The organism is Streptomyces sp. CRN 30, assembly GCF_034105845.1.
In genome coordinates this window covers 22,012-48,693 of record NZ_JAVRHI010000203.1, presented here as the reverse complement: position 1 = coordinate 48,693, position 26,682 = coordinate 22,012, and the positions used below count along the sequence as shown (strand labels likewise).

The following is a 26,682-nucleotide window of genomic DNA, read 5'->3' as shown; positions in this document are numbered from 1 at the left end:
GAGTCAGGGTCACTGGCTGTCGCGCGCCAGGCCCAGCGCGTACTCCGGCCACCAGCGCCCGGCGTCCGGCCCGCCCTCACAGGTGCCGTCGGACTCGCCGGGCCGCTTGATCCAGAGGAACGCGTCGACGGCCGGGTCCCCGGTCTCGGTCGTCGGCCGGGCGCCCAGTGCCCGGCCGGGCGGGTTGCACCAGGCACCGGGCAGCGGCCCGTTGCCGTTGCGGCTGGTGTCGATGACGTAGTGCTTGCCGTCCAGCGCCGCCGAGAGCCGGGCGCCGTACTCCTTCACGACGGCGTCGGTCTGGAAGTTGGAGACGTTGAGCGCGAAGCCGTCCGCGCCGGCGATCCCGGCCCGCTTCAGCGGGTCGACCAGCTTGTAGGGGTCGGTGATCCAGGCCGGGTTGCCCGCGTCCAGGTACACCTTGGTGTTCGGCTGCGCCTTCAGCCGCGTGATCGCCTCGCCCAGCAGCGCCTCCCGCTCGGCATGCAGCTCACCGGGCGTACAGCCGTCGACGATGTGCGCGACGGCGTCCGGCTCCAGCACCACGTACGCCTTGGCGTCACCGATCGCGTCGGCGAACCGCCCGATCCACTGCCGGTAGGCCCCCGCGTCGGCCGCGCCCCCGGCGGAGTGCTGGCCGCAGTCCCGGTGCGGGATGTTGTACGCGGTGAGCAGCACCGCCTTGCCGGCCTCGGACGCCGCACCGGCGGCCTTGCGGACCAGTGGCGCGGGATCGATCTCCCCGGCCGGCCAGAGCGCGGCGGGCTGCCCGGCGATCCGCCGCAGGAGCCCGGCGTCCTCGGTGCGGCCCTGCCGCTCCCACTGCCGGCCCTGCCGCGCGGCGGGGCTGTCGGGGTCCACCCAGAACGGCGAGTCGGCCGCCCGCTCTGCCTTCTTCTCGGCGGCCCCGGCCACGGACGCCTTGTCGACGTCGGCCCCGGAGGAGCAGCCCGCCGCGAGCCCGAGGGCCGTCAGTACCGCGAGGGTGTGGATCAGCCGGAACATGCCGCTCCCTGGAAGCAGAGGTAACAATGCGTAACGATCCATTTCTTATCGTTACATATCGGGCAGAGAGGGTCGTGGACCGCCATGCCCGTACCGCCATGCCCGTACCGGGGAGCGCGGTCCGAAAGACGGGACGGAGCTGACCGCCATGTGACCGGCCGGTAAGGTCTTATGCCGTGCCGAAGCCCCTCAGTCTCTCCTTCGATCCCATCGCACGCGCCGACGACAGCTGGAAGCGGCGCTGGGGAAACGTGCCCTCGATGCCCGCCATCACCTCGATCATGCGGGCGCACCAGATCCTGCTCGGCGAGGTCGACGCGGTGGTCAAGCCGTACGGGCTGACGTTCGCGCGGTACGAGGCGCTGGTGCTGCTCACCTTCTCCAAGTCGGGGGAGCTGCCGATGTCCAAGATCGGCGAGCGGCTCATGGTGCACCCCACCTCGGTGACCAACACCGTCGACCGGCTGGTCAGGTCCGGCCTGGTCGACAAGCGCCCGAACCCCAACGACGGCCGCGGCACCCTCGCCTCCATCACCGACAAGGGCCGCGAGGTGGTCGAGTCCGCCACCCGCGACCTGATGGCGATGGACTTCGGCCTCGGCGCGTACGACGCGGAGGAGTGCGGCGAGATCTTCGCGATGCTGCGTCCGCTGCGGGTGGCGGCGGGGGACTTCGAGGAGGAGTGAGCGGGCCGGACCGGCGCGCGCGCCGGGGCGGAACCCGCCGCAAGATCGCCCCGAACTTCTCGTTACGCTCATAGCCATGAAAAAGAGCGTGCTGACCCGCTACCGGGTCATGGCGTACGTCACCGGTGTCCTGCTGATCCTGCTCTGCCTCGGCATGATCGCGAAGTACCTGCTGGACGTGAACGGTGCCGACGACTTCACCCGCGTCGTGAGCATCGCCCACGGCTGGCTCTACGTCATCTACCTCGTCTTCGCCTTCGACCTGGGCGCCAAGGCGAAGTGGCCGGTCAAGAAGCAGCTGTGGGTGCTCCTGGCGGGAACCATCCCGACGGCGGCGTTCTTCGTGGAGCGCCGGATCACCCCGGAGCTGGAGGCGAAGCTCGCCGGCCGGGCCGCACCGGCCCCCGCCAAGGCCTGAACCCGCGCGATCCCGCCGTACGGACACCCGTACGGCGGTCAGCCATCGACATTTACTAGGACGTCCTAGTAAATTTGATTCCATGGACGCTGACGCCATAGAGGAGGGCCGCCGACGCTGGCAGGCCCGGTACGACGCGGCGCGCAAGCGCGACGCGGACTTCACGACGCTCTCCGGTGACCCCGTGGAGCCGGTGTACGGACCTCGTTCGGGTGACACCTACGAGGGCTTCGAGCGGATCGGCTGGCCCGGTGAGTACCCCTTCACCCGCGGCCTGTACCCGACCGGCTACCGGGGCCGTACGTGGACCATCCGGCAGTTCGCCGGGTTCGGCAACGCCGAGCAGACCAACGAGCGCTACAAGATGATCCTCCGCAACGGCGGGGGCGGGCTCTCGGTCGCCTTCGACATGCCGACCCTGATGGGCCGCGACTCCGACGACCCGCGCTCGCTCGGCGAGGTCGGCCACTGCGGCGTCGCCATCGACTCGGCCGCCGACATGGAGGTCCTCTTCCGGGACATCCCGCTCGGCGACGTCACGACGTCGATGACGATCAGCGGCCCGGCGGTCCCGGTCTTCTGCATGTACCTGGTGGCGGCGGAACGCCAGGGCGTGGACCCGTCCGTGCTGAACGGCACCCTCCAGACGGACATCTTCAAGGAGTACATCGCGCAGAAGGAGTGGCTCTTCCGGCCCGAGCCGCACCTGCGCCTGATCGGCGACCTGATGGAGCACTGCGCGGCCGGCATCCCCGCGTACAAGCCGCTCTCGGTCTCCGGCTACCACATCCGCGAGGCCGGCTCCACGGCCGCACAGGAGCTGGCGTACACCCTCGCCGACGGCTTCGGCTACATCGAACTGGGGCTGTCCCGCGGCCTCGACATCGACACCTTCGCCCCCGGCCTCTCCTTCTTCTTCGACGCGCACGTGGACTTCTTCGAGGAGATCGCGAAGTTCCGCGCGGCCCGCCGCATCTGGGCCCGCTGGACGCGGGACGTCTACGGCGCCCGGTCGGAGAAGTCCCAGTGGCTCCGCTTCCACACCCAGACCGCCGGCGTCTCCCTCACCGCGCAGCAGCCGTACAACAATGTGGTCCGTACGGCGGTCGAGGCCCTGGCCGCCGTCCTCGGCGGCACCAACTCCCTGCACACCAACGCCCTCGACGAGACCCTCGCCCTCCCCTCCGAGCAGGCCGCCGAGATCGCGCTGCGCACCCAGCAGGTCCTGATGGAGGAGACCGGCGTGGGCAACGTGGCCGACCCCCTCGGCGGCTCCTGGTACGTCGAACAGCTCACGGACCGCATCGAGCGCGACGCCGAGAAGATCTTCGAGCGGATACGGGAGCGGGGCACGCGCGCCCACCCCGACGGTGTGCACCCCATCGGCCCGATGACCTCCGGCATCCTGCGCGGCATCGAGGACGGCTGGTTCACCGGCGAGATCGCCGAGTCCGCGTTCCGCTACCAGCGGTCGCTGGAGAAGGGCGACAAGCGGGTCGTCGGCGTCAACGCCCACACCGGCTCCGTCACCGGCGACCTGGAGATCCTCCGCGTCAGCCACGAGGTGGAACGCGACCAGGTCCGCGCGCTCACCGACCGCAGGGCGGCCCGCGACGAGGAGGCCGTCCGCACGGCCCTGGACGCCATGCTCACCGCGGCCCGCTCGGACACCAACATGATCGCCCCGATGCTGGAGGCGGTCCGCGCGGAGGCGACGCTCGGCGAGATCTGCGGGGTGCTGCGCGAGGAGTGGGGGGTGTACACGGAGCCACCCGGGTTCTAGGGCGAGGCTCGGTCAGGGCTGGAAGCCGTCGGCGTTGACTCCCCGGATGAAGCCCCGCCAGCCGTCGCGGGAGAACGTCAGCGCGGGTCCGCCGGGCTTCTTGCTGTCGCGGGCCGCGACCGCGCCGGGGAGGCCGGCGACCTCCACGCACTGGCCTTCGCCGCTGCTGTAGCTGCTCTTGACCCAGTGGGCGTTGGCGAGGTCCGGGGTGCTCATGCGGTCTCCTTCAAGTGATTCAACTCGCCCATCACGGTCGTGATGAGAGCGCTCGTATCGCCGGGGCTCAGAGCCACGCTGGCGAGGGAGTCGAAGGTCGTGGTGTAGCCGTCAAGTTCGCCCTGCTGGTCCTGGAGTCGTCGGGTGGCCATGCTGACGTGCCGTCTGAGTGCGGCTTCATCCATGATCGCGGTGAGCTGTAGGGGGTTGTCGCCGAAGAGCCGCTCCTGTCGGTCGAGGCGGGCGCGAACGCGCCGTTCGGCATCGGCCGGGCTCGCGTCGGGGAGCACGCCACGGACGACTGCGCGGGCGTAGTCCTCCGTCTGGCAGAGGCCGGGGATGAACAGTGACTCCCAGTTGAGAACGTGCTCCGCCTCTTGCTCCAACTGTATGTAGGTGGTGTATTCCGGGCGCAGTTGCGGCCGCTCGGCGTGCTGGCCTGGTTGAGGCTTGGCCTTCTCCCATAACGTGGTGATGCGGGCGCGCACGTCGTCAGTCACGCCGTAGTGGTCGAGCAGCGTGATCAGGGTGCGTTGTTGTGGGCGCCCCTCCCAGTTCTCGACGCGGTACAGAGTGGCGGCGCTGACCTTCGTGCGCTTGATCACGGCGTCTTGGCTCAGCCCGGCGACGTTTCTGGCGCGGGTGAGTTCGACGGCGAGGCGCACGAGCGACACCGTTGCTTGCGGCAAGGTCGTCTATGCCGAGTTGTCATCGGGGCCGCCTCCGGTAGCCGCTCCCGCTGCTGAACCGGCCCCGGTGGCCGCGCCGCCGCCCCCACAGGGCGTGCGGACGCGCAGTCCCCGGTCGTGGCGGGTTGCCGTCGATGTCGGGGTGATCGATCAGATCATCGCGCGGCTGACCGCGATTCCCGCCTAGCGGCAGGTGGCCGCACCGCCCCGGAAGGCCGTTGTCTTCTGGGGCGATGCCTCATCGGTGCGGGCGGGTCAGGTCACCCCGCCGACCGTCGAGGCCATCATCAGAGGGCCGCGTTGCGGTAAGTGATCGATAGAACGAGGGCATGCGAGGTCAGTTCAATTCCCTGCTGGACGACGTCACGACCCGTGGCGTTAAGCTCCGCAGGAGTCTGGAAGGAAGCGTGAACCCGAAGGAGAAAGAGCACATCATCCCGCTCACCGAATCCGAGTACGCCGCGTACGTCGCGGGCGTCAAGGCCGACCAGCCAGGTCTCGTGCCCGGCGCCTGAGCACGGTCCCGTCAGCCGTTCTCCGGCTCGAAGGCACGGACGACCGCCAGGCTGTCCTCGTAGACGTGGTGGCGGGTGACCAGGCCGTTCTCGATCGTCAGATGCAGGGCGAAACGGGCCCGGTACGCGCGGCCGGTGGGGCGGGCGGTCTGGCCGATCTCGCCCAGGACCACCGCGTGGTCGCCGTCGACGAGGACGCGCTCGATCTCCGTGCCGACGTGCTCGGGGACGTGGTGTTCCACGAGTTCGCGGTAGTGGGCGGCCACATCGGCACGGGTGGACCGGTGGCGGATCCACGGTGTGGCCTTCCGGCCGTGCTCCTCCTCCGGCCAGTCCAGCCTCCAGTCGACCCGCTCGGCGTACAGTTCCGCGATGCGCTCGGGGTCGCCCTCGCCGATTCTGCGCAGCAATTCCCGTACGACGGTCTGTGTGGCCTGAGGTGATGCTGTGGACATGGCATCCGATCGTGGCGGGGCCGAGCGGGCGGGTCAATCGATTTCCGCCGTGACGTTTCCTTCGTCATGACTCCGATGTGAAAGCCCCGGCAAGACGGTCGACGCCGAAGCCGCTGATCAGCAGGCGTTCTTTGCGGTTGCCGGTGAGCAGTTGGCTCCAGGGGACGAAGCCGCCGTCGCCGACTTCCGCATGCTCGCCTCCGATGTCGGCGAAGACCTTGAAGCAGACGCCTGTGTAGTAGCCGCGTCCGGTGGCCCGGTCGGGATCCTCGCGTACCTGTACTCCGGGCAGTCCGGAGAGGTGGTGGCATGTCCGCTCGACGACCTCGCCGGCCGCGTCCTCCAGGGCGGTCAGCCGGATCTGTGTGTCCCGGGCTCCGGCGCCGGCCGTGGCCCTGGCGGCGAACTCCAGGTGCTCGGCGAGGTGCCGGTCGAAGCGGTGGCTGCCGGTGTCCCGTCCGGCCGTCACCAGGCCGAAGACCTGGAAATGGGCGAGGCTTCCAGGGCTCTTGAAGCTCTGGGCACGGGTCACTCGCTGACTCGCCGCCAGCCGGACCGGCGTAGGGGACCGCGGGTCGGCGGTCAGGGCCAGGGAGCGCCGGTGTGCGGCCTCCAGCGCCAGGGCGTTGGTCGGGTCGGCGGCCACCTCGCTGCCCCGTACCGTCGCGATCACCTTGCGCGGATCGACCGTCGCCACCGCCGCATGCGCGGCCAGGGGTACCACCGGGGCGAGTACGAGCATCTCGAAGCCGTCGGGCAGTGCTGACACCAACGCGTCCTCGGTGCGGCGCAGCGCGCTGAACTCGACCGGTGCCGGGGTCATGAACCGGTCGTTGCGGTAGCGCCGCATCACCTCGGCCGGGGAGAGGCGTTCCGCCCGGCGCCGGAACACCTCCAGCAGCAGCGTGGTCAGGTCCGCGCCCGGCATCCTGTCGGCCAGCAGGTCCAGCAGTTCCAGCAGTTCGGGGGCGTCGGCCCGGGACAGGATCCGACGCAGTGCCGCGTCGGCCGGGCCCGAGCCGGTGAGGTCGTCGCGCGTCATGGATATCGACTATGACGGTTCGCCGGCCGGCCGGAGGTGAATTATTTCTGCAGCGGGGTGTTCAGGGCGTGAGGACGGTCTTGCCGATGGTGATGCGGTCCTCGAACGCGCGGTGCGCCGCGGCGGCCTCCGAGAGCGGCAGTACGGCGCCGACGATCGGCTACAGTCCACCGTCGGCGGCGAGGGTGAACGCCTCGTCGCGCAGCCGGGCCCGCTGGTCCGCCGTCAGCGCCGTGGAGGAGAAGCCGGTCACGGAGACACCCCGGTGATACACGGCGAGCGGGCCGACGCGCGGTGCCTGTCCGCTGGTCGTGCCGTAGAGCACCATGCGGCCGGTGCCGGCGGCCAGCAGGTCGAACGCGGCGGCCGACACCGGACCGCCCGTGGTCTCCAGGACCACCTGGACGCTGCCGCCCGCCGCGTCGCGTACCCGCTCGTGCCAGTCCGGCGCGGAGTAGTCGATCACCGTGTCCGCGCCGAGCCGCTTGGCCACGGCCAGTTTCCGCTCTCCCCGGGCGACGCCGATCACGGTGGCACCGGCGCGCCGGGCCAGCTGCACCAGCAGGCTGCCGACGCCACCCGCGGCGGCCTCGACCAGGACGGTGTCCCCGGCGCGGAGCGCGGCGGCGCGGGCCACTCCGGCCGCCGTCGAGCCCTGACCGAGGAGGGCCAGGGCCGTGTGGTCGTCCAGTCCGTCGGGGCAGGGCAGCGGTCCCGCGCATCAGACCGGCCCGTATCTGGACTTCGGCGAACCCGATGCCGGCGGCGGGGACCCGGACCAGCAGTTGACCGGGGCGCGGCTGGGGGATGGGCACGTCGTTGACGCGCAGCGCTTCGAGTGGTCCGTAGTCGTGGAAGCGGACAGCACGCATGCTTACCTCGCATCAAAGGGGCGGCAGGGCGGCGGCCGGACGCGCCGCTGACGCGAAGGTAGGGCAGGGGGTACTGGTTACTTCATAGGTATCCGGCCACCGCGGGGGTACTACTGGTGAAGCCGCTCAAGCCGCTCGACCCCGACATGTTCCACCCCGCCTGTCCGAGCGGTGCCATGCCGATCCGTCTGTCTACGCCGAGGTCCCCGCCCGGGTGGAGTACGAACTCCGGAAGGGGTGACCGCACGGTTGCACGCTGTGGGTAAAGGATCAGTAAAGGTGCGATCGGAATGTCCCTTGCTGTTCGCGCCTGAGAGTTTCATGAAGATCGTTTGATCTTTCCGTGAAAGCCGCAGCGTGAGAGTCTCGCGACGTAAGCGGCGGCGCCGGTTTCGTGGGGGGCGGGCGCCGGCGCGAGTCGTGCCGAGGGGGCCTCACCTGGGCGGCTGTCGCCGTGCCTGGCATGCCCATGGCTGAAGCTGCCGAACGTCGAAGAGATGGTTGGGCAGAGACGGAATGTCATCGGTCAGAGACGTCGGCAGACGCCGACGACGTATGCGCGATGCCGTACGGACGGCATTGAGCGGTACCGCACTGGTCACGGCGGCGGCCGTGCTGACGGGCCTGGTCCAGGCCACGCCGGCGGCGGCCGACACCACCCCGGAGGAGGACACCGGGTACCTCCGCAACAGCATCGGCGAGACCACGCGCCTCGACCGCTGTCTCGCCGGTGTGGCGCTGCACTTCGGCGGCGCGAACATGAAGGCCAAGGCCATTGAGGGCCTGACCGGCACCGCCGAGGAACTGCGCGCAATCGTGGGGGACGTCGGCTGGATCGGCCTTGAGCCCCTGGGACAGGCCCGGGACCTGGACACCGACGCGGCCTTCGCCTACCGGGACGCCTCCAACGCCCGCAAGGACGCCCTGGAGGAGTCCAACCACCCCTACGCGATGAGCTCGTTCGGCGACACGATCTCGCTGCACGCGCCCGAGTTCGACGCCGACATTCTCCAGTTCACGCTGTTCACCCAGGAGGACATGGCGGGCCGGCTCGGCTGGGACGGACACAGCAACGCCAGCGCCGAGGCGATCGCCCGGGCCAGGGAGATCGCCGCCGAGAACGAGGGCAAGGACACCTGGCACGACTGGGCCACGTCCAGCATGCTTGACGACTCGAATGTGAACGAAACGCGGTTCTCCGGTGGTACGACCGCCAGCGACATCGCCTCCTACCTCCGGCACGGCGGGTTCCTGACGGAAGCGCCCGCCGAGGGCACCGCCCAGTACCGCGTCGAGGCCGAGACCCTCAAGCAGGCGTGGGCCGCCTGCGACCACCAGAACCCGGTCGACCCCCGGCGCGTCCTCAACGCCCCCGTGATGACCGCGATGGCCGAGTGGGAGCAGGAGTACGCCGCACAGGCCGGGCCCCGCGCCACCGTCATCCAGGCGGAGGCGGACGCCGCGGCGGCCACCCGCGAGGCCACCGACGACATGATCGAGGCCATCGGGCAGGCCTGGCTGGCCGAGCAGAAGCTGGCGTGGCAGAAGTACTGGCACGATCAGCTGGAGGCCGAACCGGACCACATCCTCAAGCCCGAACAGGCCCTGTTCGACCAGGCCGACGCCGACCTCGCCCAGGCCCGGGAGAACGTGGCCGCCCTGGTGACCTCCTCGGCCGCGCACGCCGAGGACGCCGCCGAGGCCGCGCGGAAGGCGGTGACCGCGCAGCAGGAGGCGTGGGGCATCGCCGACGCCGACAACGTCCCGCGCGGCCGGGGCCTGATGTACGCCCAGCAGTCGGTGCAGGTCGCCCGTGCCTCCTCGGCCGCCGCCGAGGCCGCGGCCAAGGCCACCGCCACCGCGCTGGAGGCCGCCAACGCCACCGTCGCGGACAGCGAGACCCTGCTCGCCAAGGCGCAGACCCAGTCGCACGCGATCAACACCGAGTTCCGCCGGGTCGCCGCCGAGGAGGCCGCCGCCCAGGCGAAGGCCGCCGCCGACACCGCCGAGGCCGAGGCGAAGGCCGCCGACGACGACGCCACCGCCGCCAGGAAAGCCCAGGCCACCGCCGAGGAGCAGGGCGAGAAGGCGCGGAAGGCCGCCGGGACCGCCCAGGAGCAGCGCGCCAAGGCGGAACTGGAGAAGGCCACCGCCGTCGCCGCCCGGGTCACCGCCGCCTCCGAGCGCGCCAAGGCCGAGGAGGCCGAGCAGCGCGCGGCGGAGGGGAAGACCGCCGCCGAGCAGGCCAAGACCACCGCCGCGACCGCCGCCGACGTGGCGGCGGGCAAGCGGAAGACGGCCGACGAGAAGGCGAAGGCCGCCCAAGCAGCGCGGGAGGCGGCCGTCGCCGCCCTGCGCACCAAGCAGGCCACCGCCGCGCGCGCCGCCGCCCTCCAGGCCGCCGCGGCCGCCGCCGAGGGCACCGACGCCGCCGGCGAGACCCGTGACGCCGCCGACCAGGCGAAGTCCGCGGCGCGGGAGGCAGCCGACGCCGCGACCTCCGCGCAGAAGTCCGCGGACGACGCCACCGCCGCCGCGGTCATCGCCCGTACCGCCGCCACCAAGGCGGAGGGCGCCGCCGCGAGAGCCCAGGCCTCCGCCGACGACGCCTGGTCGGCCTACCTCGACGCGACCGGCGCGGCGGCCACCGCCCACGCCGCCGCGGCCGACGCGCTGGACGCCGCACAGGACGCCGCGCTCCGCGCCGACAACGCGGCCACCGCCTCCGAGAACGCCACCGAGTCGGCGAAGAAGGCCGGGCAGCAGGCGGCGGCGGCCGGCACCGAGGCCGCCGAGGCCGCCAAGACCTCAGCGACCGCCACCGGCCGCGCCTACGCCGCCGGCCAGGCCGCGCTCGCCGCCCGCGACAGCGCCAACGAGGCGATCGCCGCCGCGACGGACGCGGTCGCCGTCGGCACCCCGTACCAGGAGAAGGACAGCTCGGCCGCGTTCGCGGTCCTCGTCGGACAGTCGGCGAAGACACTGGCGGAGCAGCAGGCCGCCGCAGCAGAGGCGAAGGCCGCGGAAGCCGCCGAGGCCGCCGAGGCGGCGCAGCAACTCGCCGACCAGGCTCTGGGCGACGCGAAGATCGCGGCGGAGGCGGCGGCGCAGGCCGCCAACGACTCCGTACGGGCCGCCCAGGCCGTCTCGCGGGCGCAGGCCTCCGCCGCCGAGGCGACCGCCGCGCAGCAGGCCGCCGGGAAGGCCGCCGACGCCTCCTCCGGCTACGCCCGGCAGGCCGGCGACGACGCGGTCAGCGCACGGCTCACCGCCGACGAGACCCAGACCGAGGCCGTACAGGCCGACCGCGACGCCACCGAGGCCGAACGGGACGCCAACCGGGCCGGCGAGGCCGCCGACAAGGCCACCGGCGCCGCCGGTGACGCCGCCGACGCAGCCGCCAAGGCCGAACAGGACGCCAAGGACGCCGAGGCCAAGGCGGACGCCGCCGACGCGGACAGCACCGCCGCCGAGGACGCCGCCGCACAGGCCGAACAGGAACAGCGCGAACAGAACGAGGCCGAGCACCAGGACGCCCTGGAGGACGGCAGCACCCCGATCGAGGGCGGCGCGGACAACTGGCCCGCGCTCGGCGAACGGGAGGAGCAGATCCTTCTCGACGAGTGCGGCCAGACCTGCGTGGACGACTACCGGGCCGCCCTCGCCGCCGTATCGGTCAACGTCGTCGAGTGGACCGCCGCGCACGGCGGCCAGATCCTCCTCGACCAGCTCGGCACCGCCGAGGTCAAGGTGTGCCTCGCCGACTACGACGTCGAGGAGTGCCTGTGGGGCATCGTCGACATCCCGTCCTCCTCGGTCATCGTCGGCCGGATCCCGGCCCTCACCCAGGCGATCGAGCAGGTCAGCACCGGCATCGCCCAGGTCTTCATCGACGCCGACAACGCGCTGCGCCGGCTCAACGAGCTGACCGCGCTGATGAGCGACGTCCGCAGCACGCCCCGGCTCGACCGGTGCGTCGCGGGGGTCGCCCTGCACGCGGGCGGCGCGAACATGAAGGCCAAGGCCATCGAGGGCCTGACCGGTACCGACGACGAACTGCACGCGGTCATCGGGGACAGCGGCTGGATCGGCCTCGAACCCCTCGGCCAGGCCAGGGACGTGGACACCAGGGCGGCCTTCGCCTACCGGGACGCCTCCACCGCCCGCACCACCGGCCTGGAGGACGCCAACCGCCCCTACGCGATGAGCTCCTTCAGCGACGAGATCTCGCTGCACGCGCCCGAGTTCGACGCGGACATCCTCCAGTTCACCCTGTTCACGCAGGAGGAGCTGGCGGGCCGGCTGGGCTGGGACGGACACAGCAACGCCGGTACGGAGGCCATCGCCCGCGCCAAGGAGATCACCGAGGCCAACCAGGGCAAGGACGCCTGGTTCGACTGGGCCGCCGTCGACCTGCTGCGCGACTCGTCGCTGAACAACACCCGCTTCTCCGGCGGCACCACCGCCAGTGACATCGCGGCCTACCTCCAGCACGGCGGCTTCGTCAGCAAAGCCCCTGAGGAGGGCTCGACCGAGTTCCGCGTCGAGGTGGAGAACCTCAAGCAGGCGTGGTCCGCGTGCGACTCCGCCGACCCGGTCGACCCGCGCAACCGGCTGAGCGCCGTGGTCTCCCAGGCCAGCGCCGAGTGGGAGGCGGAGTACGCCGCCCAGTCCGCGCCCCGCGCCGCGATCATGCAGGCCGAGGCGGACGCCGCGGCGGCCACCCGCGAGGCCACCGACGACATGATCGAGGCCATCGGGCAGGCGTGGCTCGCCGAGCAGATCCTCATCTGGCAGAAGTACTGGCACGACCAGCTGAAGGCCGAACCGGACCACATCCTCAAGCCCAAGCAGTCCCTGTTCGACCGGGCCGACGCCGATCTGGCCCGGGCCCGCGGCAAGGTGGCGGCGCTCGCCGCCTCCGCCAAGCAGCAGGCCACCGCGGCCTCCACCGCCGCGACCCGCGCCGTCACCGCCCAGCAGCAGGCCTACGGCATCGCCGACGCCGGCGAGGTGCCGCGCGGCCGGGGCCTGATGTACGCCCAGCAGTCGGTGCAGGTGGCCCGCGCCTCCGGCGCCGCCGCCCAGGCCGCCGCGAAGGCGACCGAGACGGCCTCGCACGCCGCCGCGGCCACCGTCTCCGAGTCCAAGACACTCTTCGCCCTGGCCCAGACGGAGACCCACGCGGTCAACACCGAGTTCCGCCGCATCGCCGCCCAGGAGGCCGCCGCCCAGGCCAAGGCCGCCGCGGACAGCGCCGACAGGGAAGCCGACGAGGCCGAGGCCAACGCGGCGAAGGCCAAGGCGGCGCGGGCCACGGCGGAGAAGGAGGAGGAAACGGCCCGCCAGGCCGCGGCGACGGCACAGGGCCAGCGAGCGGTCGCGGAACTGGAGCGCGCCAACGCGGCGGCGGCCAGGGCCGAGGCCGAGCAGCAGCGGGACCGGGCCGGCGCCGCCGAGGCCGTCGCCCTGGAGGAGCAGGGCAGGGCCAGTTCGGCACGGTCGGACGCGGAGACCGCCGGTGCGACGGCGTCGCGGAAGCTCGCCGACGCGCAGGACGCCGAGGCCGACGCCAAGGCCGCGCGTGACCGGGCGGTGGTGGCCGAGCGGGACAAGAAGGCCGCCGACTCCCGGGCGGCCGCCACCGAGGCCGCCGCCGCTGCGGCGGAGGGCACGGCCGACGCGGAGGCCACCCGCGAGGCGGCCACCGAGGCCCGTACCGCGGCGAATGAGGCCACCAGCGCCGCGATCGCCGCACGCGCGGCGGCGGACGAAGCCACTGACGCCGCCATCGCGGCGCGTGCCGCGGCGACGAGGGCACAGGGCGCGGCGGAGCGGTCGCGTGCCGCGGCCGACAACGCCTGGGCCGCCTACCTCACCGCGAGCGGTGCTGCGGCGGCGGCCCACGCCGCCGCCGCCGAGGCGATCGACGCCTCGGAGGCGGCCGCGCGGAACGCCAAGAACGCCGAGGCGTTCTCCAAGGAGGCGTCCGAGGCCGCGGCGACGGCCAAGAAGGAAGCGACCGCCGCCAGGAGCGAGGCCGCTCAGACCGCCAAGTGGGCGGCGGAGACGGCGGGCCACGCCTACGCGACGGCGGTCTCGGCCGCCGCCGCGCGGGACACCGCCACCCAGGCGGCGGTGCCGGCCGGCGAGGCCATCGCCATCGGTACTCCGTACCAGGAGACCGACGCCTCGGCCGCCTTCGCCGTACTGACCGGCCAGAGCGCGCTCACCCTGTCCGAGCAGCAGGCCGCCGCGGCCGAGGCCAAGGCGGCGGAGGCGGCGGACTTCGCCGACGAGGCGCAACGCCTCGCCGAACAGGCCGACGCCGACGCCAAGCTCGCCGCGGAGGCGGCAGCGGCCGCGGCCAAGGACGCGGAGCGCGCGGCCCGCGCGGTCCAGCGTGCCCGGTCGTCGGCCGCGGAAGCCGCCACGGCGGCCAAGGGGGCGCAGCAGGCGGCGGACAACGCGTCCGGGTACGCCCAGCAGGCCGGTGACGACGCCTTCTACGCCAACTTCGCGGCGAACGAGGCGGAGTCCGACGCGGTGGCCGCCGACCGTGCGGCCACCGAGGCCGAACGCGACGCCGCGAGCGCCCGTGCGGCGGCCACCACAGCGGAGCAGGACGCCGCCAGCGCACGGGATACCGCGACGCAGGCCGAGAGCGACGCCACCGAGGCGGAAGCGGCGGCAGCCAACGCCCAGAACCTCGCCGACGAGGCCAACGCGGCCGCACTGCGAGCCGAGGAGGAGGAGCGGGAGCGCGCGCGTGAGGAGCGTGCGCAGGTGGTCCAGGACGGTGTCCGGTACGACGGGCCGCAGCTCTCCATGGACGACGAGGACCTGCTGCGAGCGTACTGCGGTCAGGTGTGCGTCGACGAGTACAAGGCCATGCGGGATCTGTCCGCCAAGGACGTCATCGCCTGGGTGAAGGAGAACGGTGGAGACATCCTCATCGAGGTCTTCGGTCTGGGGAACGTCAAGGCGTGCCTGGAGACCTGGGACTTCGAGGACTGCATGTGGGCGCTGGTGGACGTGGGTTCGGCCATCGCGATCCCGTTCTCGAAGATCGGTCCCGTGGCCAAGGCGCTCTACCGCATAGGCAAGGCGTTCGACTCCTTCGTCGACTCCACCAAATGGGCCAAGCGCATGGTGGAGAAGTACCAGGGAATCCTGACGAGGATGCGGAAGGTCGCGCCTTCCTGCTTGGTTCCCGGTGCTTCGGCGCAGCTGATGCGAGCCGCTGACGACGACGATGACGAGGACCCGAGTTGGCACGTCCCCGATCTGTGTGATGCCGACGGACGGGTCTACATGACCCCATGGTTCTACACGGACGTCCGGGAGTACCACTTCCGGGGCGGGTCCAAGGTCGATCCGGGCAAGGGCCTCTGGGACGACAAGACCACGGACGCGCGCCTGCTCCAGATCTTCATGCAGGCGGCGGTGTCGTGCAGTTCCGCCTCGGACTGGCTGCCGGGGTCGGCGCCCAGCTACCGTAAGTGCTCTTTCAACCCCGGCCTCGGAAACATCGGTGTCACCAAGACCGGCGGATCACCCACGCCGATGGTCGAGATCGTCGTCTCCATCTACGGGGACATCGTCACCATGTACCCCGTATAGTTCGACTAGTTTGACGGAAGAGAGCACGATGGGTATCGCGGTCCGCGTCCTCAATGGAGGAAGGGGCATCGAGGACAGATTCACGGACGATCCGGAACGCTCTTTGTTCCAGTTCGTCCTCGACGCTCCGGACACCAGTGTTCGCTGGGGTATCAGCGAGTACAAGGAAACGCTCTTCAACAGTAAGCAGGCGTATCAGCTCGTGCGGGAGATGGACACATTGCCCGCTGACAGTCTGACACCTGTACTGAGAAGACTGAGAGAGAGCGCGGAATGGGTCTACAAGCGGACCGGTTACCTGCAATTCATCGGTGACTGATTCGGACCGTCAAGAAGAGAGGGCCACCCATGCGGCTGGCCCTCTCTTCACGAGTCGGTCGGTCCCGCGGTCACCCCACCTGCTTCACCTGCTCCTCGACCACCGCTTCCGGGATCGCCGCGTCGTCCGCGTCCAGCATGTTCACCCCGTAGAACGCCGCGACCACCCCGCCCTTGCGGACGACCGTGTACGTCATCGGCACGGACTGCTTGGCGACGACGCTGGTGATGCGGTAGCCGACCGCCTCGTCCCCGAGCTTGGACACCTTGACCGACTTGACGTCCTTGTAGGTCAGGCCGAGCGTCTTGAAGCCGTCGGCGCAGTCGTCCAGCGCGGCGCGCAGGTCCGACATGACGCGTTCCGCGTCCTTCTCGGAGAGGGTGGACAGCCACATCGAGCCCACCGTCGCGTTCTTCGCCTCGGTCGGGTCGAGGGAGCGGTGGACCGTGCTGAACGCCTCGATGTGCGTGTAACCGCCGGCCAGGCTGGCCAGCGGCTGGCATTCCGTCTTGTTCGCCTTCATGTCCCTGCCCGCCTCGACCTCCGCCTTGGCGACCTTTTTGAACTCGAACCCCTTGCGCTTTCCGGAGATGGTGGCCTTCTCCAGCTCCTGCGGGGTCACGGCACCGGCTTTCTTCGCCTCCGCCGCCGCCTTGTCCTCCGCGCTCGACGGCGTGGGCGTCGCGGACGCCGCCGCAGTCTTCTTGTCGTCGGATTCATCCGAGTCGCTGCACGCGGATATCGCGAGCAGACCCGGCAGAATCATGGCAACGGGAAGAATCCTGCGGAGTCTCATATCTGATCTGTTCCTGTTCTGGCGTAACCGGTGTAACTCGGTGAACGAACGAGAGCATGGGCACAGGAACTCTACAGATATGACCGGCAGATATATACGGCTTTCCCTTGTTACGTTTCGGCTACGCTCCTGCGCCGTTCAGCCCCAGCAGCAGCACCCGGGACAGCCCCCGAATCCATTCACCGTCCGCCGGTTCCGCGCTCACCAGAGTGCGGTGCACCACCGCGCCCGCCACCATGTCGAAGATCAGGTCCGCGGTGCGGGCGGCCCGGTCCGGGTCCGGCTCGGGGGGAAGTTCGCCGCGCGCCTGGGCACGGGCGCGGCCCTCCAGGACCAGCCGCTTCTGCCGGGCCACGATCGAGCACCGGATGCGTTCCCGCAGGGCCGCGTCCCGCGTCGACTCGGCGACGACCGCCATCAGCCCGCTGCGCGCCTCCGGGCGGGCCAGGATCGCCGCGAACTGGAGCACCACACCCTCGATGTCGGCGGCCAGGCTGCCCCGGTCCGGCAGCCGCAGCTCGTCGAAGAGTTCCGCTACCGCGTCCACGACCAGCTCGTTCTTGCCCGCCCAGCGACGGTAGAGGGTCGTCTTGGCGACCCCGGCCCGCGTCGCCACGTCCCCCAGCGTCAGCTTCGACCAGCCCAGTTCGACCAGCGCCTCCCGCGTCGCGGCCAGGATCGCGGCATCGGCCGCCGCGCTGCGCGGACGGCCGGCGCGGCCGGCGGGGGAGCTGTTCGGCATCCCCCGACCTTAACCGCGGGTTTGCCGGGCTGGTCCGTGAGGGAGATCACCAAGAGGCCGTATCGCCGGAGGGTCACCGGGGATTACGCTACGACCCGTAGCGAAAGCGGGGTGCCGGGCGTGCCCGGACCGTCCGCCGGAGCGACGACCACACGCGCCGGGTGGGGACCCGGCGCCGGACGGCACACATCAGAGCGGGTTTCAGGCCGCTTTTCACGGACGCGCGCGGTACGGGGGAGGATAGGCGCATGCAGCCACGGAACATGTCCATGAGCGGGGTCGTCGACCTCGCCGCGGTGAAGGCGGCCCAGGAGGCCAAGGCGAAGGCGGAGCAGGCGCGCGCCCAGGCCGCGCAGCAGGGCGGCGGCGGAGCCGTCTCCCCGGCCGACCTCGTCATCGACGCAGACGAGGCCGGGTTCGAGCGTGACGTACTTCAGCGGTCCACCGAGGTCCCGGTCGTCATCGACTTCTGGGCCGAGTGGTGCGAGCCCTGCAAGCAGCTGAGCCCGGTCCTGGAGCGGCTGGCCGTCGAGTACAACGGCCGGTTCGTCCTCGCCAAGATCGACGTCGACGCCAATCAGATGCTGATGCAGCAGTTCGGCGTCCAGGGCATTCCGGCCGTCTTCGCGGTCGTCGCCGGACAGGCGCTCCCCCTCTTCCAGGGTGCCGCCCCCGAGTCCCAGATCCGCTCCACCCTGGACCAGCTGGTGCAGGTCGCCGAGGAGCGCTTCGGGCTGACCGGTCTCGCCGTCGACCCCGAGGCCGACCCCGCTGCCGCCGCTCAGCAGGCCCCCGCCGCCCCGGCCGGACCGCACGACGCGGCCCTGGAGGCCGCCGTGCAGGCGCTGGACGCGGGCGACCTGGCCGGTGCCGTCCGCGCCTACCAGAACGTACTGAGCGACGAGCCGGGCAACATGGAGGCCAAACTGGGCCTCGCCCAGGCCGAGTTGCTCCAGCGCGTGCAGGACGCGGACCCGCAGCGGGTGCGCCAGGACGCGGCCGAGAAGCCGGACGACGTCCAGGCGCAGATCGCCGCCGCCGACCTGGACCTCGTCGGCGGGCACGTCGAGGACGCCTTCGGGCGCCTCATCGACACGGTGCGGCGCACGGCGGGCGACGACCGGGACGCCGTACGGGTGCGGCTCCTTGAGCTGTTCGAGGTCGTCGGCGCCGACGACCCGCGGGTGACGGCGGCGCGCCGGGCCCTCGCGCGTGCCCTGTTCTGAGCGATGTCCGAGCTGATGCCCGACGCGATGCCCGTGTGAAGGAACACGGCGCCGGAGTAGCAATGCGGCCGCGCTTTGCCAAATCTTGGTAATCGTGGCCGCTGTTACTGCGAGTAAGTCGACGGCTGAGGAGTGCTCGGTTCTGTCCGAGAAAGACTCCCTTTGTCCTGTCTCTGAGTGACACCGAGCGTCGCCGGTCGTGGCCCCCGTGTCGTCCTGCGGTGACCCTGCCGTTACTAGCGAGTAACGAACCCCCTTGTGCGCCAGCCGAGAATGCACCACGATCGGCCACGCTCGGTCCATTCCCGTACCCCGACCGCCAATCGGGTCGCGGGGCTTCCTGGGTCCCCACCGAGCAGGACCGGCGGCAGTGGAGCCGGCCCTTGGACAGGGGGGTCTTCGCCCACCCGGCGGAGCCTGTCCGGCAAGGTTGTGCGTGATGTGTGTCAGGCGCGACCAGTGGTTGTCGCTCGGGGGTGATCGCCGGTGATTCGGGCGCGTGGTGCGCGCCGCCGAGCGCGGGCGCTCTCCTTCCCGAGGACGTAGCACTTCTCCCATCCCTGCCCGGCCGAGCCGCCGCATTCGGGGGCGAGCCGAGGCCAGGAGATGTACGTCCGAGAAGGAGGAAAAATGGAGTCCCAAGTGCGTGGCGGGACCAGATGGAAGCGGTTCGCTGTGGTCATGGTGCCCAGCGTGGCCGCGACGGCAGCGATAGGTGTCGCCCTGGCGCAGGGGGCGCTGGCCGCTTCGTTCAGTGTGTCGGGGCAGCAGTTCAAGGTCCGGGCCGACCGGCTCGAGGGCACGGGCTTCTCCCAGTACGGTGCCTACGACGAGGGCGCCGGCGGCAACCACGCCGTGGCGGTCTCGGCGTTCGACAAGGCATACATCAAGAACCTGTGCCAGTCGGTCGTCACGCCCAACATCCCGCTGGTCGGCACCGTGACCCTGCGGTTGGGCGCGGGCAACAGCGACGACCAGGACAAGCAGGTCTACGCCGAGAAGCTCTACATCGACCTCGACGACCTCGAGGCAGACGCCGAGTTCAGCAACATCGACATCGGCGTTGCCGCGGGCGCGATGAACAAGGGCCCCGGCATGAAGAGCGGCGACCACGCCAGCACGGGTGGCTTCTCGCAGCAGGCTGATTCCGCCGTGCTGACCGGTGTGAAGCAGACGGCGTGGGCCACCACGGCCGGAACCTTCAAGCTCCCGAACTTGAAGATGTCCATCGTCAAGGGCAAGGAAGAGTGCTACTAGGCACTCGTTGACGGGCGGGGGCCGTCTCGCGCCCCTGCCCGTTTCGCCGGCCGCCTTCAGGGAGGCGGCCCCCATCACCACCACAGCAACGCTGTACCAGGGAGCTGTTTTCCATGAGCGCCGAGACTCCTGCCGCCCCCGGCCAGTTCACCCGCCGGAGGCAGCAGTTCCGTAACTGGCGTGGCACCCGGCCGTTCTGGGCCGGTCTGCTCGTCCTGCTCGGTGGCCTCCCGATCATGTACTTCCCGTACGCGCACCTGAAGTTCGGTGCTCTGACACTGGCGATGTCCACCACCGCCGGAGCCGGGTCCCTGATCATCGGCGTGCTGCTGGTCGTCCTCGGTATCAGCCTCTGGTTCCAGCAGCACGTGCGGACCTTCGCGGGTGTCGCGGCGATCCTGCTCGCTCTGGTCTCCATCCCCGTGTCCAACTTCGGCGGCTTCGTCGTCGGCTTCCTGCTCTCGCTCATCGGCGGAGCGATGGCCGTGTCGTGGGCCCCGGGTGTGCCGGCCGAGCCGCAGCCGGCCGAGGGGGCGACGGGACCGGGAGGTGCTCCCGAGGGTCCGGCGGGCGAGCCCAACGATCTGTCAGGAACGATCCCGTCCAACGGGACGAACGGGAGGCACAGTGCCGGCTGACGAGGTGACTCACGCGGCTGATGCGGGAGCGTCCCGTGTGAGAACCGGGCCGCGTCACGCGGCGCCCAAGAAGCCACTGTTCACCAGGTTCCACATGCCGACCGGCAAGGTCTTCGCCCTCGCGGCGATGCCGACGGCCGTGCTCATGGGAATGGGGTTCACCCCGACCCTGGCCGTCGCGGACGGCAACGACCCGGCCGCCACCTCCAAGAGCCTGACGGCCGAGGAGTACAAGGCCTGTGTGGAGGCGATGGAGGGCGACGAGGACGACAAGGGCGACGCCTCCGCGTCGGCCACGCCGTCGCCCTCGGCGAGCGAGAGCAGCACGGAGGGCACCGGCTCCACGGACAGCGGCACGGACGGCGACTCGTCCTCTTCGTCGGATTCAGGTTCCGACGACAAGGGCGACGACACGGCCGGTGACGACACCGAGCCCGAGCCGTCCGCTTCCGCCTCCCCCTCCACGTCGGCTTCCGCGTCCGCCTCCACGGAGAAGTCGGTCGAGAAGTCGGAGGAGGCCGCCGCCTCCCCGTCCCCGTCCGCCTCCGAGAGCGGCGGCCTGCTGGAGGGCATCGGCGACGCCATCGAGGACTTCTTCACCGGGGGGAAGGGGGCCGAGGAGTCCGCGAGCGCCTCGGCATCGGCGGCCCCGTCCCCGTCCGCGTCCGCCTCGGCTTCCGCGGCTGCTCCCGAGGGCGACGGGTCCGCCGAGGACACCGGCGCGGCGAACGAGGAGGACGCGGAGGACGGGAGCGGCAGCGACGGTGCCGCCGACGCCCCGGCCGCCGACGCCGACGACCCCACCGCCTCCCCCGACGCCGACGCCGGTGCCAGTGGGTCCCCCACCCCCACCCCCTCCGCCAGTGCCTCCGACGAGGACGACGCCGACGCCGACGCCACGGCCGAGGACTGCCCGGTCGCCACCGACGACGTGGGCGGTGTCGACAACACCCTCGCCCTGCCGAACGAGCCCTGGGAGCTGGAGGCCAGCTCGCTGACGCTCAAGGGGGCCTCGTACAAGGGGATCGTGGAGGTGCGCACCGCGAGCGGGGCGACGAAGAAGGTGCTGAAGTACGTCATATCCAGCGGCACCGACATCGGCGACCTGCACCAGATCGTCAAGGACGACACCACCGGCAAGACCCACCACGTGCAGGCCGCCGAGGGGTCGACGTCCACGATCCGCGACGGTGACACGGTGATGTACACGGAGAGCATCTCCGGCAACCTGCTGGGGCTCATCCCGATCACTTTCGACCCGGAGAACCCGCCCCCGCTGGACATTCCGCTGATCTACTTCACCAAGGTGAAGGTCGTGCAGGCGGGACAGTTCGGCGGCACGCTGACCGTTCCCGGACTGCACCAGTACATAACCGACTGAGCCGCGGCGACGGCAGCACGAACGGCTGAGGGCGCCCCCCGCACGCAGGGGGCGCCCTCGATGCCGTAGGAGACCGCTACTAGCGGCCCGCCTCGCCCAGGTGGTGCACCCGGACCATGTTCGTCGTGCCGGGGACGCCGGGGGGCGAACCCGCGGTGATGACGATGACGTCGCCGGGGTTGAAGCGGTTGAGCTTGACCATCTCCTGGTCCACCAGGTCGACCATCTCGTCGGTGGAGTTGACGAACGGCACGACGTGCGACTCCACACCCCAGCTCAGCGCCAGCTGGTTGCGGGTGGACTCGTCGGTGGTGTACGCGATGATCGGCTGGACCGCGCGGTAGCGGGAGAGCCGGCGGGCGGTGTCACCGGACTGGGTGAACGCCACCAGGCCCTTGCCGCCGAGGAAGTCGGCGATCTCGGCGGCGGCACGGGCCACCGAACCGCCCTGCGTGCGCGGCTTCTTGCCCGGGACCAGCGGCTGGAGGCCCTTGGAGAGCAGCTCCTGCTCGGCGGCCGTGACGATCTTCGACATCGTCTTGACCGTCTCGATCGGGTACGCGCCCACGCTGGACTCGGCGGAGAGCATGACCGCGTCGGCGCCGTCCAGGATGGCGTTGGCGACGTCGGACGCCTCGGCGCGGGTCGGCCGGGAGTTGGTGATCATCGACTCCATCATCTGGGTCGCCACGATCACCGGCTTGGCGTTGCGGCGGCACAGCTCGATGAGCCGCTTCTGCACCATGGGGACCTTTTCGAGCGGGTACTCGACGGCCAGGTCGCCGCGGGCGACCATGACGGCGTCGAACGCCGCGACGACGTCCTCCATGTTCTCGACCGCCTGCGGCTTCTCCACCTTGGCGACGACGGGGACGCGGCGGCCCTCCTCGTCCATCACGCGGTGCACGTCGGCGACGTCCTTGGCGTCCCGGACGAAGGAGAGCGCGACGAGGTCGCAGCCCATCCGCAGCGCGAAGCGGAGGTCCTCGACGTCCTTCTCGGACAGGGCGGGGACGTTGACCGCCGCGCCGGGCAGGTTGATGCCCTTGTGGTCGGAGATGACGCCGCCCTCGATGACGATCGTCTTCACCCGCGGGCCCTCGACGCCGGTGACCTTCAGCTCGACGTTGCCGTCGTTGATGAGTACCTGGTCGCCCTTGGTGACGTCACCGGGCAGGCCCTTGTACGTCGTACCGCAGATCGTCTTGTCGCCCGGGACGTCCTCGGTGGTGATGGTGAACTCGTCACCGCGCACCAGCTCGACGGGGCCCTCGGCGAAGGTCTCCAGCCGGATCTTCGGGCCCTGGAGGTCGGCGAGGACGCCGATGGCCCGGCCGGTCTCCTTGGCGGCGGCGCGGACCCGGTCGTACCGGCCCTGGTGCTCGGCGTGGGTGCCGTGGCTGAAGTTGAAGCGGGCCACGTTCATGCCGGCCTCGATCAGCGAGACGAGCTGCTCGTGGGAGTCGACCGCGGGGCCGAGAGTACAGACGATTTTCGAACGGCGCATGGGGCGATCCTATCGGTTTGTTTCGCGGCGGAATATTCCGTCTGGCGGAAGGTACAAATGGGCGCCGGTGTGCTCACTCGTGAATTCTGCCCATGCTCTCAGCTGTTCTTCCCGACCAGTTCGTACGTCTGTGTCGCGATCTCCAATTCCTCGTCGGTGGGCACCACGGCGACCGCCACCCGGGCGCCGTCGGGCGAGACCAGCCGCGGCCCGTCGGCCCGTACGGCGTTCCGCTCCCCGTCGACCGCCAGGCCCAGGCCCTCCAGGCCGGCCACCGCCGCCTCCCGCACCGGGGCCGCGTTCTCCCCGACACCGGCGGTGAAGACGACCGCGTCGACCCGGCCCAGAACGGCGTAATAGGCGCCGATGTACTTCTTCAGCCGGTGAATGTAGATGTCGAACGCGAGGGCGGCCTGCTCGTCGCCCTCGTCGACCCGGCGGCGGATCTCCCGCATGTCGTTGTCCCCGCAGAGCCCGAAGAGACCGCTCCTCTTGTTGAGGAGAGTGTCGATCTCGTCCATGGACATTCCGCCGACGCGCTGCAAATGGAAGATGACCGCCGGGTCAAGGTCACCGGAGCGCGTACCCATGACGAGCCCCTCCAAAGGCGTCAGCCCCATCGAGGTGTCCACGCACCGGCCGCCCTCGACCGCGGAGGCCGAGGCGCCGTTGCCGAGGTGCAGCACGATGACGTTGACGTCCTCCGGCGCCTTGCCCAGGAGCCGCGCGGTCTCACGGGAGACGTAGGCGTGGGAGGTGCCGTGGAAGCCGTAGCGGCGGATGCGGTGCCGGTCGGCGATCTTCGGGTCGATGGCGTAGCGCGCCGCCGCCTGAGGCATCGTCGTGTGGAACGCGGTGTCGAAGACGGCGACCTGCGGCAGGTCGGGACGGAGCGCCCGCGCGGTGCGGATGCCGGTGAGGTTGGCCGGGTTGTGCAGGGGGGCGACCGGGATCAGCCGCTCGATCTCGGTGAGCACCGTGTCGTCGATGACGGTGGGCTCGCTGAAGAACTCGCCGCCGTGCACCACCCGGTGCCCTATCGCGGCCAGGTCGGGGGAGTCCAGGCCCAGGCCGTCCTTGGCCAGCTCCCCGGCGACCGCCTTCAGGGCGGCCTCGTGGTCGTGCATCGGCCCCTGCTGCTCGCGGGTGTCGCCGCCGCCGACGCAGGTGTGCTTGAGCCGGGAGGTCCGCTCGCCGATGCGCTCGACCAGGCCCACCGCGAGCCGGCTGCTGTCCCGCATGTCGAGCAGCTGGTACTTCAGCGAGGAGGAGCCGGAGTTGAGGACGAGGACGCGGGTGGGGGAGCTCACTGTTCGGCAGCCTTCTCGTTCGGGGACTGGGCCTGGGCCTGGATCGCCGTGATGGCGACGGTGTTGACGATGTCCTGGACCAGGGCGCCCCGGGACAGGTCGTTGACCGGCTTGCGCAGGCCCTGGAGGACCGGGCCGACGGCGATGGCGCCGGCCGAGCGCTGCACGGCCTTGTAGGTGTTGTTGCCGGTGTTCAGGTCGGGGAAGATCAGCACGCTCGCCTGCCCGGCCACCCGGGACCCGGGGAGCTTGGTCGCCGCGACGGTCGGCTCCACGGCGGCGTCGTACTGGATCGGACCCTCGATCATCAGGTCGGAGCGCCGCGCGCGGACGGTCTCCGTCGCCTCGCGCACCTTGTCGACGTCGGCGCCGGAACCGGAGGTGCCGGTGGAGTACGACAGCATCGCGATCCGCGGCTCGACGCCGAAGCGGGCCGCCGTGGACGCCGACTGGACGGCGATGTCGGCGAGCTGCTCGGCGTTCGGGTCCGGGTTGACCGCGCAGTCGCCGTAGACGAGGACCTTGTCGGCCAGGCACATGAAGAAGACCGAGGAGACGATCGACGCCTCCGGCTTGGTCTTGATGATCTCGAAGGCCGGGCGGATGGTGGCCGCCGTGGAGTGCACGGAGCCCGACACCATGCCGTCGGCGAGGCCCTCCTGCACCATCAGCGTGCCGAAGTAGTTCACGTCGGAGACGACGTCGTAGGCCAGCTCGACGGTGACGCCCTTGTGGGCGCGGAGCGCCGCGTACCGCTCGGCGAAGGAGTCGCGCAGCTCGCTGGTGGCCGGGTCGATCAGCTGCGAGCCGCCGAGGTCGATACCGAGGTCGGCGGCCTTCTTGCGGATCTGCTCCACGGGGCCGAGCAGGGTGAGGTCGCAGACGCCGCGGCGCAGCAGCACCTCCGCCGCGTGCAGCACCCGCTCCTCGGTGCCCTCGGGCAGGACGACCCGGCGCAGGTCGGAGCGGGCCTGCTCCAGCAGCTTGTGCTCGAACATCATCGGCGTGACGCGGTCGCTGCTCGGCGCGGAGACCCGCTTGTCGAGCGCGGCGGTGTCGACGTACCGCTCGAAGAGGCCGAGCGCGGTCTCCGCCTTGCGCGGGGTGGCGGCGTTGAGCTTGCCCTCCAGGGAGAACAGCCGCTCGGCGGTGGGGAAGCTGTTGCCGGAGACCGCCAGCACCGGGGTGCCGGGGGCGAGCCGGGCGGCGAGGGTGAGGATGTCCTCGTTCGGCACCTCGTCCAGGGTGAGCAGGACACCGGCTATCGGCGGGGTGCCGGCGCTGTGCGCGGCGAGCGAGCCGATGACCAGGTCGGCGCGGTCGCCGGGGGTGACGACCAGGCAGCCCGGGGTCAGCGCGCCGAGGAACTTGGCGAGCGAGGCGCCGCCGAAGACGAAGTCCAGCGCGTCCCGGGCGAGCCCCGCGTCGTCGCCGAGGACGACCCGGGCCCCCAGGGAGTGGGCGATCTGGGAGACGGTCGGCGCGGAGAGCGCGGGTTCGTCGGGGACGACCGAGCAGGGCACCGGCAGCAGCCCGGTGAGCCGCTCCGCGATCAGGTCCCGGTCCTCGCGGGCCACCCGGTTGGTGACCATGGCCAGCACGTCGCAGCCGAGGGAGTCGTAGGCACGGAAGGCGTTGCGGGTCTCGGCGAGCACGGACTCCGCGGTCTGCTTGCGGCCGCCGACGACCGGGAGCACGGACGCGCCGAACTCGTTGGCGAGCCGGGCGTTGAGCGCCAGCTCGTCGGGGAGCTGGGTGTCGGCGAAGTCGGTGCCGAGGACGAGGACGACGTCGTAGTCGCGGGCGACCAGGTGGAACCGGTCGACCAGGGCGGAGACCAGTTCGTCGGTGCCCTGCTCGGCCTGGAGCGCGGACGCCTCCTCGTAGCCGAGGCCGTAGACGGTCGCGGGGTCCTGCGAGAGCCGGTACCGCGAGCGCAGCAGCTCGAACAGACGGTCGGGTCCGTCGTGGACCAGGGGGCGGAAGACGCCGACCCGGTCGACCTGCCGGGTCAGGAGTTCCATGACCCCCAGCTCGACGACCTGGCGGCCGTCGCCGCGGTCGATACCGGTCACGTACACGCTGCGGGTCACGCGTGCTCTCCAATGCTCGGGCGGTCCGTCGGCATCACAAATTCGCCCACCGAGGTGAGCGCAACCCTCTTGACAATACCCCTCGCGATAGATAAGGCGCCCGTCAATG

20 protein-coding genes are annotated in these 26,682 nt (G+C 71.0%); 9 read left to right on the top strand and 11 right to left on the bottom strand.

The window, feature by feature from the left end; translation table 11 throughout:
* Positions 1 to 9: 9 nt before the first annotated feature.
* Positions 10 to 1,005 carry a glycoside hydrolase family 6 protein gene (locus tag UW392_RS21675; RefSeq protein WP_320776724.1) on the bottom strand — a complete coding sequence of 332 codons (996 nt, stop codon included), beginning with the start codon at positions 1,003 to 1,005 and terminating at the stop codon, positions 10 to 12.
* A 176-nt stretch (positions 1,006 to 1,181) separates the two neighbouring features.
* On the opposite strand from UW392_RS21675, the gene UW392_RS21670 reads away from it, so the two are divergent.
* The 3 genes from UW392_RS21670 to UW392_RS21660 all read left to right on the top strand — a co-directional run bounded on the left by UW392_RS21670 (position 1,182) and on the right by UW392_RS21660 (position 3,892).
* Positions 1,182 to 1,691, top strand: coding sequence for a MarR family transcriptional regulator (locus UW392_RS21670; protein ID WP_320776723.1), 510 nt, complete (start codon positions 1,182 to 1,184; stop codon positions 1,689 to 1,691).
* Positions 1,692 to 1,767: 76 nt separating this feature from the next.
* Positions 1,768 to 2,109 carry a DUF3817 domain-containing protein gene (locus UW392_RS21665; RefSeq protein ID WP_320776722.1) on the top strand — a complete coding sequence of 114 codons (342 nt, stop codon included), beginning with the start codon at positions 1,768 to 1,770 and terminating at the stop codon, positions 2,107 to 2,109.
* A gap of 82 nt (positions 2,110 to 2,191) precedes the next feature.
* Positions 2,192 to 3,892 (top strand): methylmalonyl-CoA mutase, encoded by a 1,701-nt coding sequence (locus tag UW392_RS21660; protein WP_320776721.1) that lies wholly within the window; start codon positions 2,192 to 2,194, stop codon positions 3,890 to 3,892.
* Positions 3,893 to 3,904: 12 nt separating this feature from the next.
* Here UW392_RS21660 and UW392_RS21655 read toward each other — a convergent pair whose 3' ends face one another.
* From UW392_RS21655 to UW392_RS21635, 5 genes are all read right to left on the bottom strand, one after another.
* On the bottom strand, positions 3,905 to 4,108 hold the full coding sequence (locus tag UW392_RS21655) for a DUF397 domain-containing protein (protein ID WP_320776720.1): 204 nt from the start codon (positions 4,106 to 4,108) through the stop codon (positions 3,905 to 3,907).
* On the bottom strand, positions 4,105 to 4,773 hold the full coding sequence (locus UW392_RS21650; protein ID WP_320776719.1) for a helix-turn-helix transcriptional regulator: 669 nt from the start codon (positions 4,771 to 4,773) through the stop codon (positions 4,105 to 4,107). Before UW392_RS21650 ends, UW392_RS21655 begins: the two co-directional genes overlap by 4 nt.
* Positions 4,774 to 5,323: 550 nt before the next feature.
* Entirely contained in the window at positions 5,324 to 5,767 is a 444-nt protein-coding gene (locus tag UW392_RS21645; RefSeq protein ID WP_320776718.1) for a nuclear transport factor 2 family protein, read from the bottom strand.
* Positions 5,768 to 5,831: 64 nt separating this feature from the next.
* Positions 5,832 to 6,809, bottom strand: a complete 978-nt coding sequence (locus UW392_RS21640; RefSeq protein WP_320776717.1) for a hypothetical protein — start codon at positions 6,807 to 6,809, stop codon at positions 5,832 to 5,834.
* Between the two features lie 160 nt (positions 6,810 to 6,969).
* Positions 6,970 to 7,446 (bottom strand): quinone oxidoreductase family protein, encoded by a 477-nt coding sequence (locus UW392_RS21635; RefSeq protein ID WP_320776716.1) that lies wholly within the window; start codon positions 7,444 to 7,446, stop codon positions 6,970 to 6,972.
* Between the two features lie 814 nt (positions 7,447 to 8,260).
* Between UW392_RS21635 and UW392_RS21630 the strand changes: the two genes are divergently transcribed.
* Positions 8,261 to 15,304 carry a hypothetical protein gene (locus tag UW392_RS21630; RefSeq protein ID WP_320776715.1) on the top strand — a complete coding sequence of 2,348 codons (7,044 nt, stop codon included), beginning with the start codon at positions 8,261 to 8,263 and terminating at the stop codon, positions 15,302 to 15,304.
* A 28-nt stretch (positions 15,305 to 15,332) separates the two neighbouring features.
* Entirely contained in the window at positions 15,333 to 15,623 is a 291-nt protein-coding gene (locus UW392_RS21625) for a hypothetical protein (RefSeq protein WP_320776714.1), read from the top strand.
* 70 nt (positions 15,624 to 15,693) lie between these two features.
* Here UW392_RS21625 and UW392_RS21620 read toward each other — a convergent pair whose 3' ends face one another.
* Both UW392_RS21620 and UW392_RS21615 read right to left on the bottom strand, forming a co-directional pair.
* The gene (locus tag UW392_RS21620; RefSeq protein ID WP_320776713.1) at positions 15,694 to 16,389 is read right to left on the bottom strand and encodes a hypothetical protein; all 696 of its coding nucleotides are present in this window, start codon (positions 16,387 to 16,389) and stop codon (positions 15,694 to 15,696) included.
* Positions 16,390 to 16,540: 151 nt separating this feature from the next.
* Entirely contained in the window at positions 16,541 to 17,161 is a 621-nt protein-coding gene (locus UW392_RS21615; protein ID WP_320776712.1) for a TetR/AcrR family transcriptional regulator, read from the bottom strand.
* A 248-nt stretch (positions 17,162 to 17,409) separates the two neighbouring features.
* Between UW392_RS21615 and UW392_RS21610 the strand changes: the two genes are divergently transcribed.
* The 4 genes from UW392_RS21610 to UW392_RS21595 all read left to right on the top strand — a co-directional run bounded on the left by UW392_RS21610 (position 17,410) and on the right by UW392_RS21595 (position 21,663).
* Entirely contained in the window at positions 17,410 to 18,387 is a 978-nt protein-coding gene (locus UW392_RS21610) for a tetratricopeptide repeat protein (protein ID WP_320776711.1), read from the top strand.
* A 630-nt stretch (positions 18,388 to 19,017) separates the two neighbouring features.
* Positions 19,018 to 19,644 carry a DUF6230 family protein gene (locus tag UW392_RS21605; RefSeq protein ID WP_320776710.1) on the top strand — a complete coding sequence of 209 codons (627 nt, stop codon included), beginning with the start codon at positions 19,018 to 19,020 and terminating at the stop codon, positions 19,642 to 19,644.
* Between the two features lie 113 nt (positions 19,645 to 19,757).
* A complete protein-coding gene (locus UW392_RS21600; RefSeq protein WP_320776709.1) occupies positions 19,758 to 20,282 on the top strand; it encodes a DUF6114 domain-containing protein in 525 nt (174 codons plus the stop codon).
* Positions 20,272 to 21,663 (top strand): hypothetical protein, encoded by a 1,392-nt coding sequence (locus tag UW392_RS21595; RefSeq protein ID WP_320776708.1) that lies wholly within the window; start codon positions 20,272 to 20,274, stop codon positions 21,661 to 21,663. The genes UW392_RS21600 and UW392_RS21595 overlap by 11 nt, the downstream gene beginning before the upstream one ends.
* A 79-nt stretch (positions 21,664 to 21,742) precedes the next feature.
* On the opposite strand, the gene pyk is transcribed toward UW392_RS21595, so the two are convergent.
* The 3 genes from pyk to pta all read right to left on the bottom strand — a co-directional run bounded on the left by pyk (position 21,743) and on the right by pta (position 26,573).
* Positions 21,743 to 23,170 (bottom strand): pyruvate kinase, encoded by a 1,428-nt coding sequence (pyk, locus tag UW392_RS21590; protein ID WP_320776707.1) that lies wholly within the window; start codon positions 23,168 to 23,170, stop codon positions 21,743 to 21,745.
* A 98-nt stretch (positions 23,171 to 23,268) separates the two neighbouring features.
* Positions 23,269 to 24,480, bottom strand: coding sequence for an acetate kinase (locus UW392_RS21585; RefSeq protein ID WP_320776706.1), 1,212 nt, complete (start codon positions 24,478 to 24,480; stop codon positions 23,269 to 23,271).
* Entirely contained in the window at positions 24,477 to 26,573 is a 2,097-nt protein-coding gene (gene pta / locus UW392_RS21580) for a phosphate acetyltransferase (protein ID WP_320776705.1), read from the bottom strand. Before pta ends, UW392_RS21585 begins: the two co-directional genes overlap by 4 nt.
* Positions 26,574 to 26,682: the final 109 nt, after the last annotated feature.

Coding starts and splice junctions, on each gene's coding strand:
- UW392_RS21675 (WP_320776724.1), bottom strand. CDS start 1,005: ATGTTCCGGCTGATCCACACCCTCGCGGTACTGACGGCCCTCGGGCTC.
- UW392_RS21665 (WP_320776722.1), top strand. CDS start 1,768: ATGAAAAAGAGCGTGCTGACCCGCTACCGGGTCATGGCGTACGTCACC.
- UW392_RS21660 (WP_320776721.1), top strand. CDS start 2,192: ATGGACGCTGACGCCATAGAGGAGGGCCGCCGACGCTGGCAGGCCCGG.
- UW392_RS21655 (WP_320776720.1), bottom strand. CDS start 4,108: ATGAGCACCCCGGACCTCGCCAACGCCCACTGGGTCAAGAGCAGCTAC.
- UW392_RS21645 (WP_320776718.1), bottom strand. CDS start 5,767: ATGTCCACAGCATCACCTCAGGCCACACAGACCGTCGTACGGGAATTG.
- UW392_RS21640 (WP_320776717.1), bottom strand. CDS start 6,809: ATGACGCGCGACGACCTCACCGGCTCGGGCCCGGCCGACGCGGCACTG.
- UW392_RS21625 (WP_320776714.1), top strand. CDS start 15,333: ATGGGTATCGCGGTCCGCGTCCTCAATGGAGGAAGGGGCATCGAGGAC.
- UW392_RS21620 (WP_320776713.1), bottom strand. CDS start 16,389: ATGATTCTGCCGGGTCTGCTCGCGATATCCGCGTGCAGCGACTCGGAT.
- UW392_RS21615 (WP_320776712.1), bottom strand. CDS start 17,161: ATGCCGAACAGCTCCCCCGCCGGCCGCGCCGGCCGTCCGCGCAGCGCG.
- UW392_RS21610 (WP_320776711.1), top strand. CDS start 17,410: ATGCAGCCACGGAACATGTCCATGAGCGGGGTCGTCGACCTCGCCGCG.
- UW392_RS21605 (WP_320776710.1), top strand. CDS start 19,018: ATGGAGTCCCAAGTGCGTGGCGGGACCAGATGGAAGCGGTTCGCTGTG.
- UW392_RS21600 (WP_320776709.1), top strand. CDS start 19,758: ATGAGCGCCGAGACTCCTGCCGCCCCCGGCCAGTTCACCCGCCGGAGG.
- pyk (WP_320776707.1), bottom strand. CDS start 23,170: ATGCGCCGTTCGAAAATCGTCTGTACTCTCGGCCCCGCGGTCGACTCC.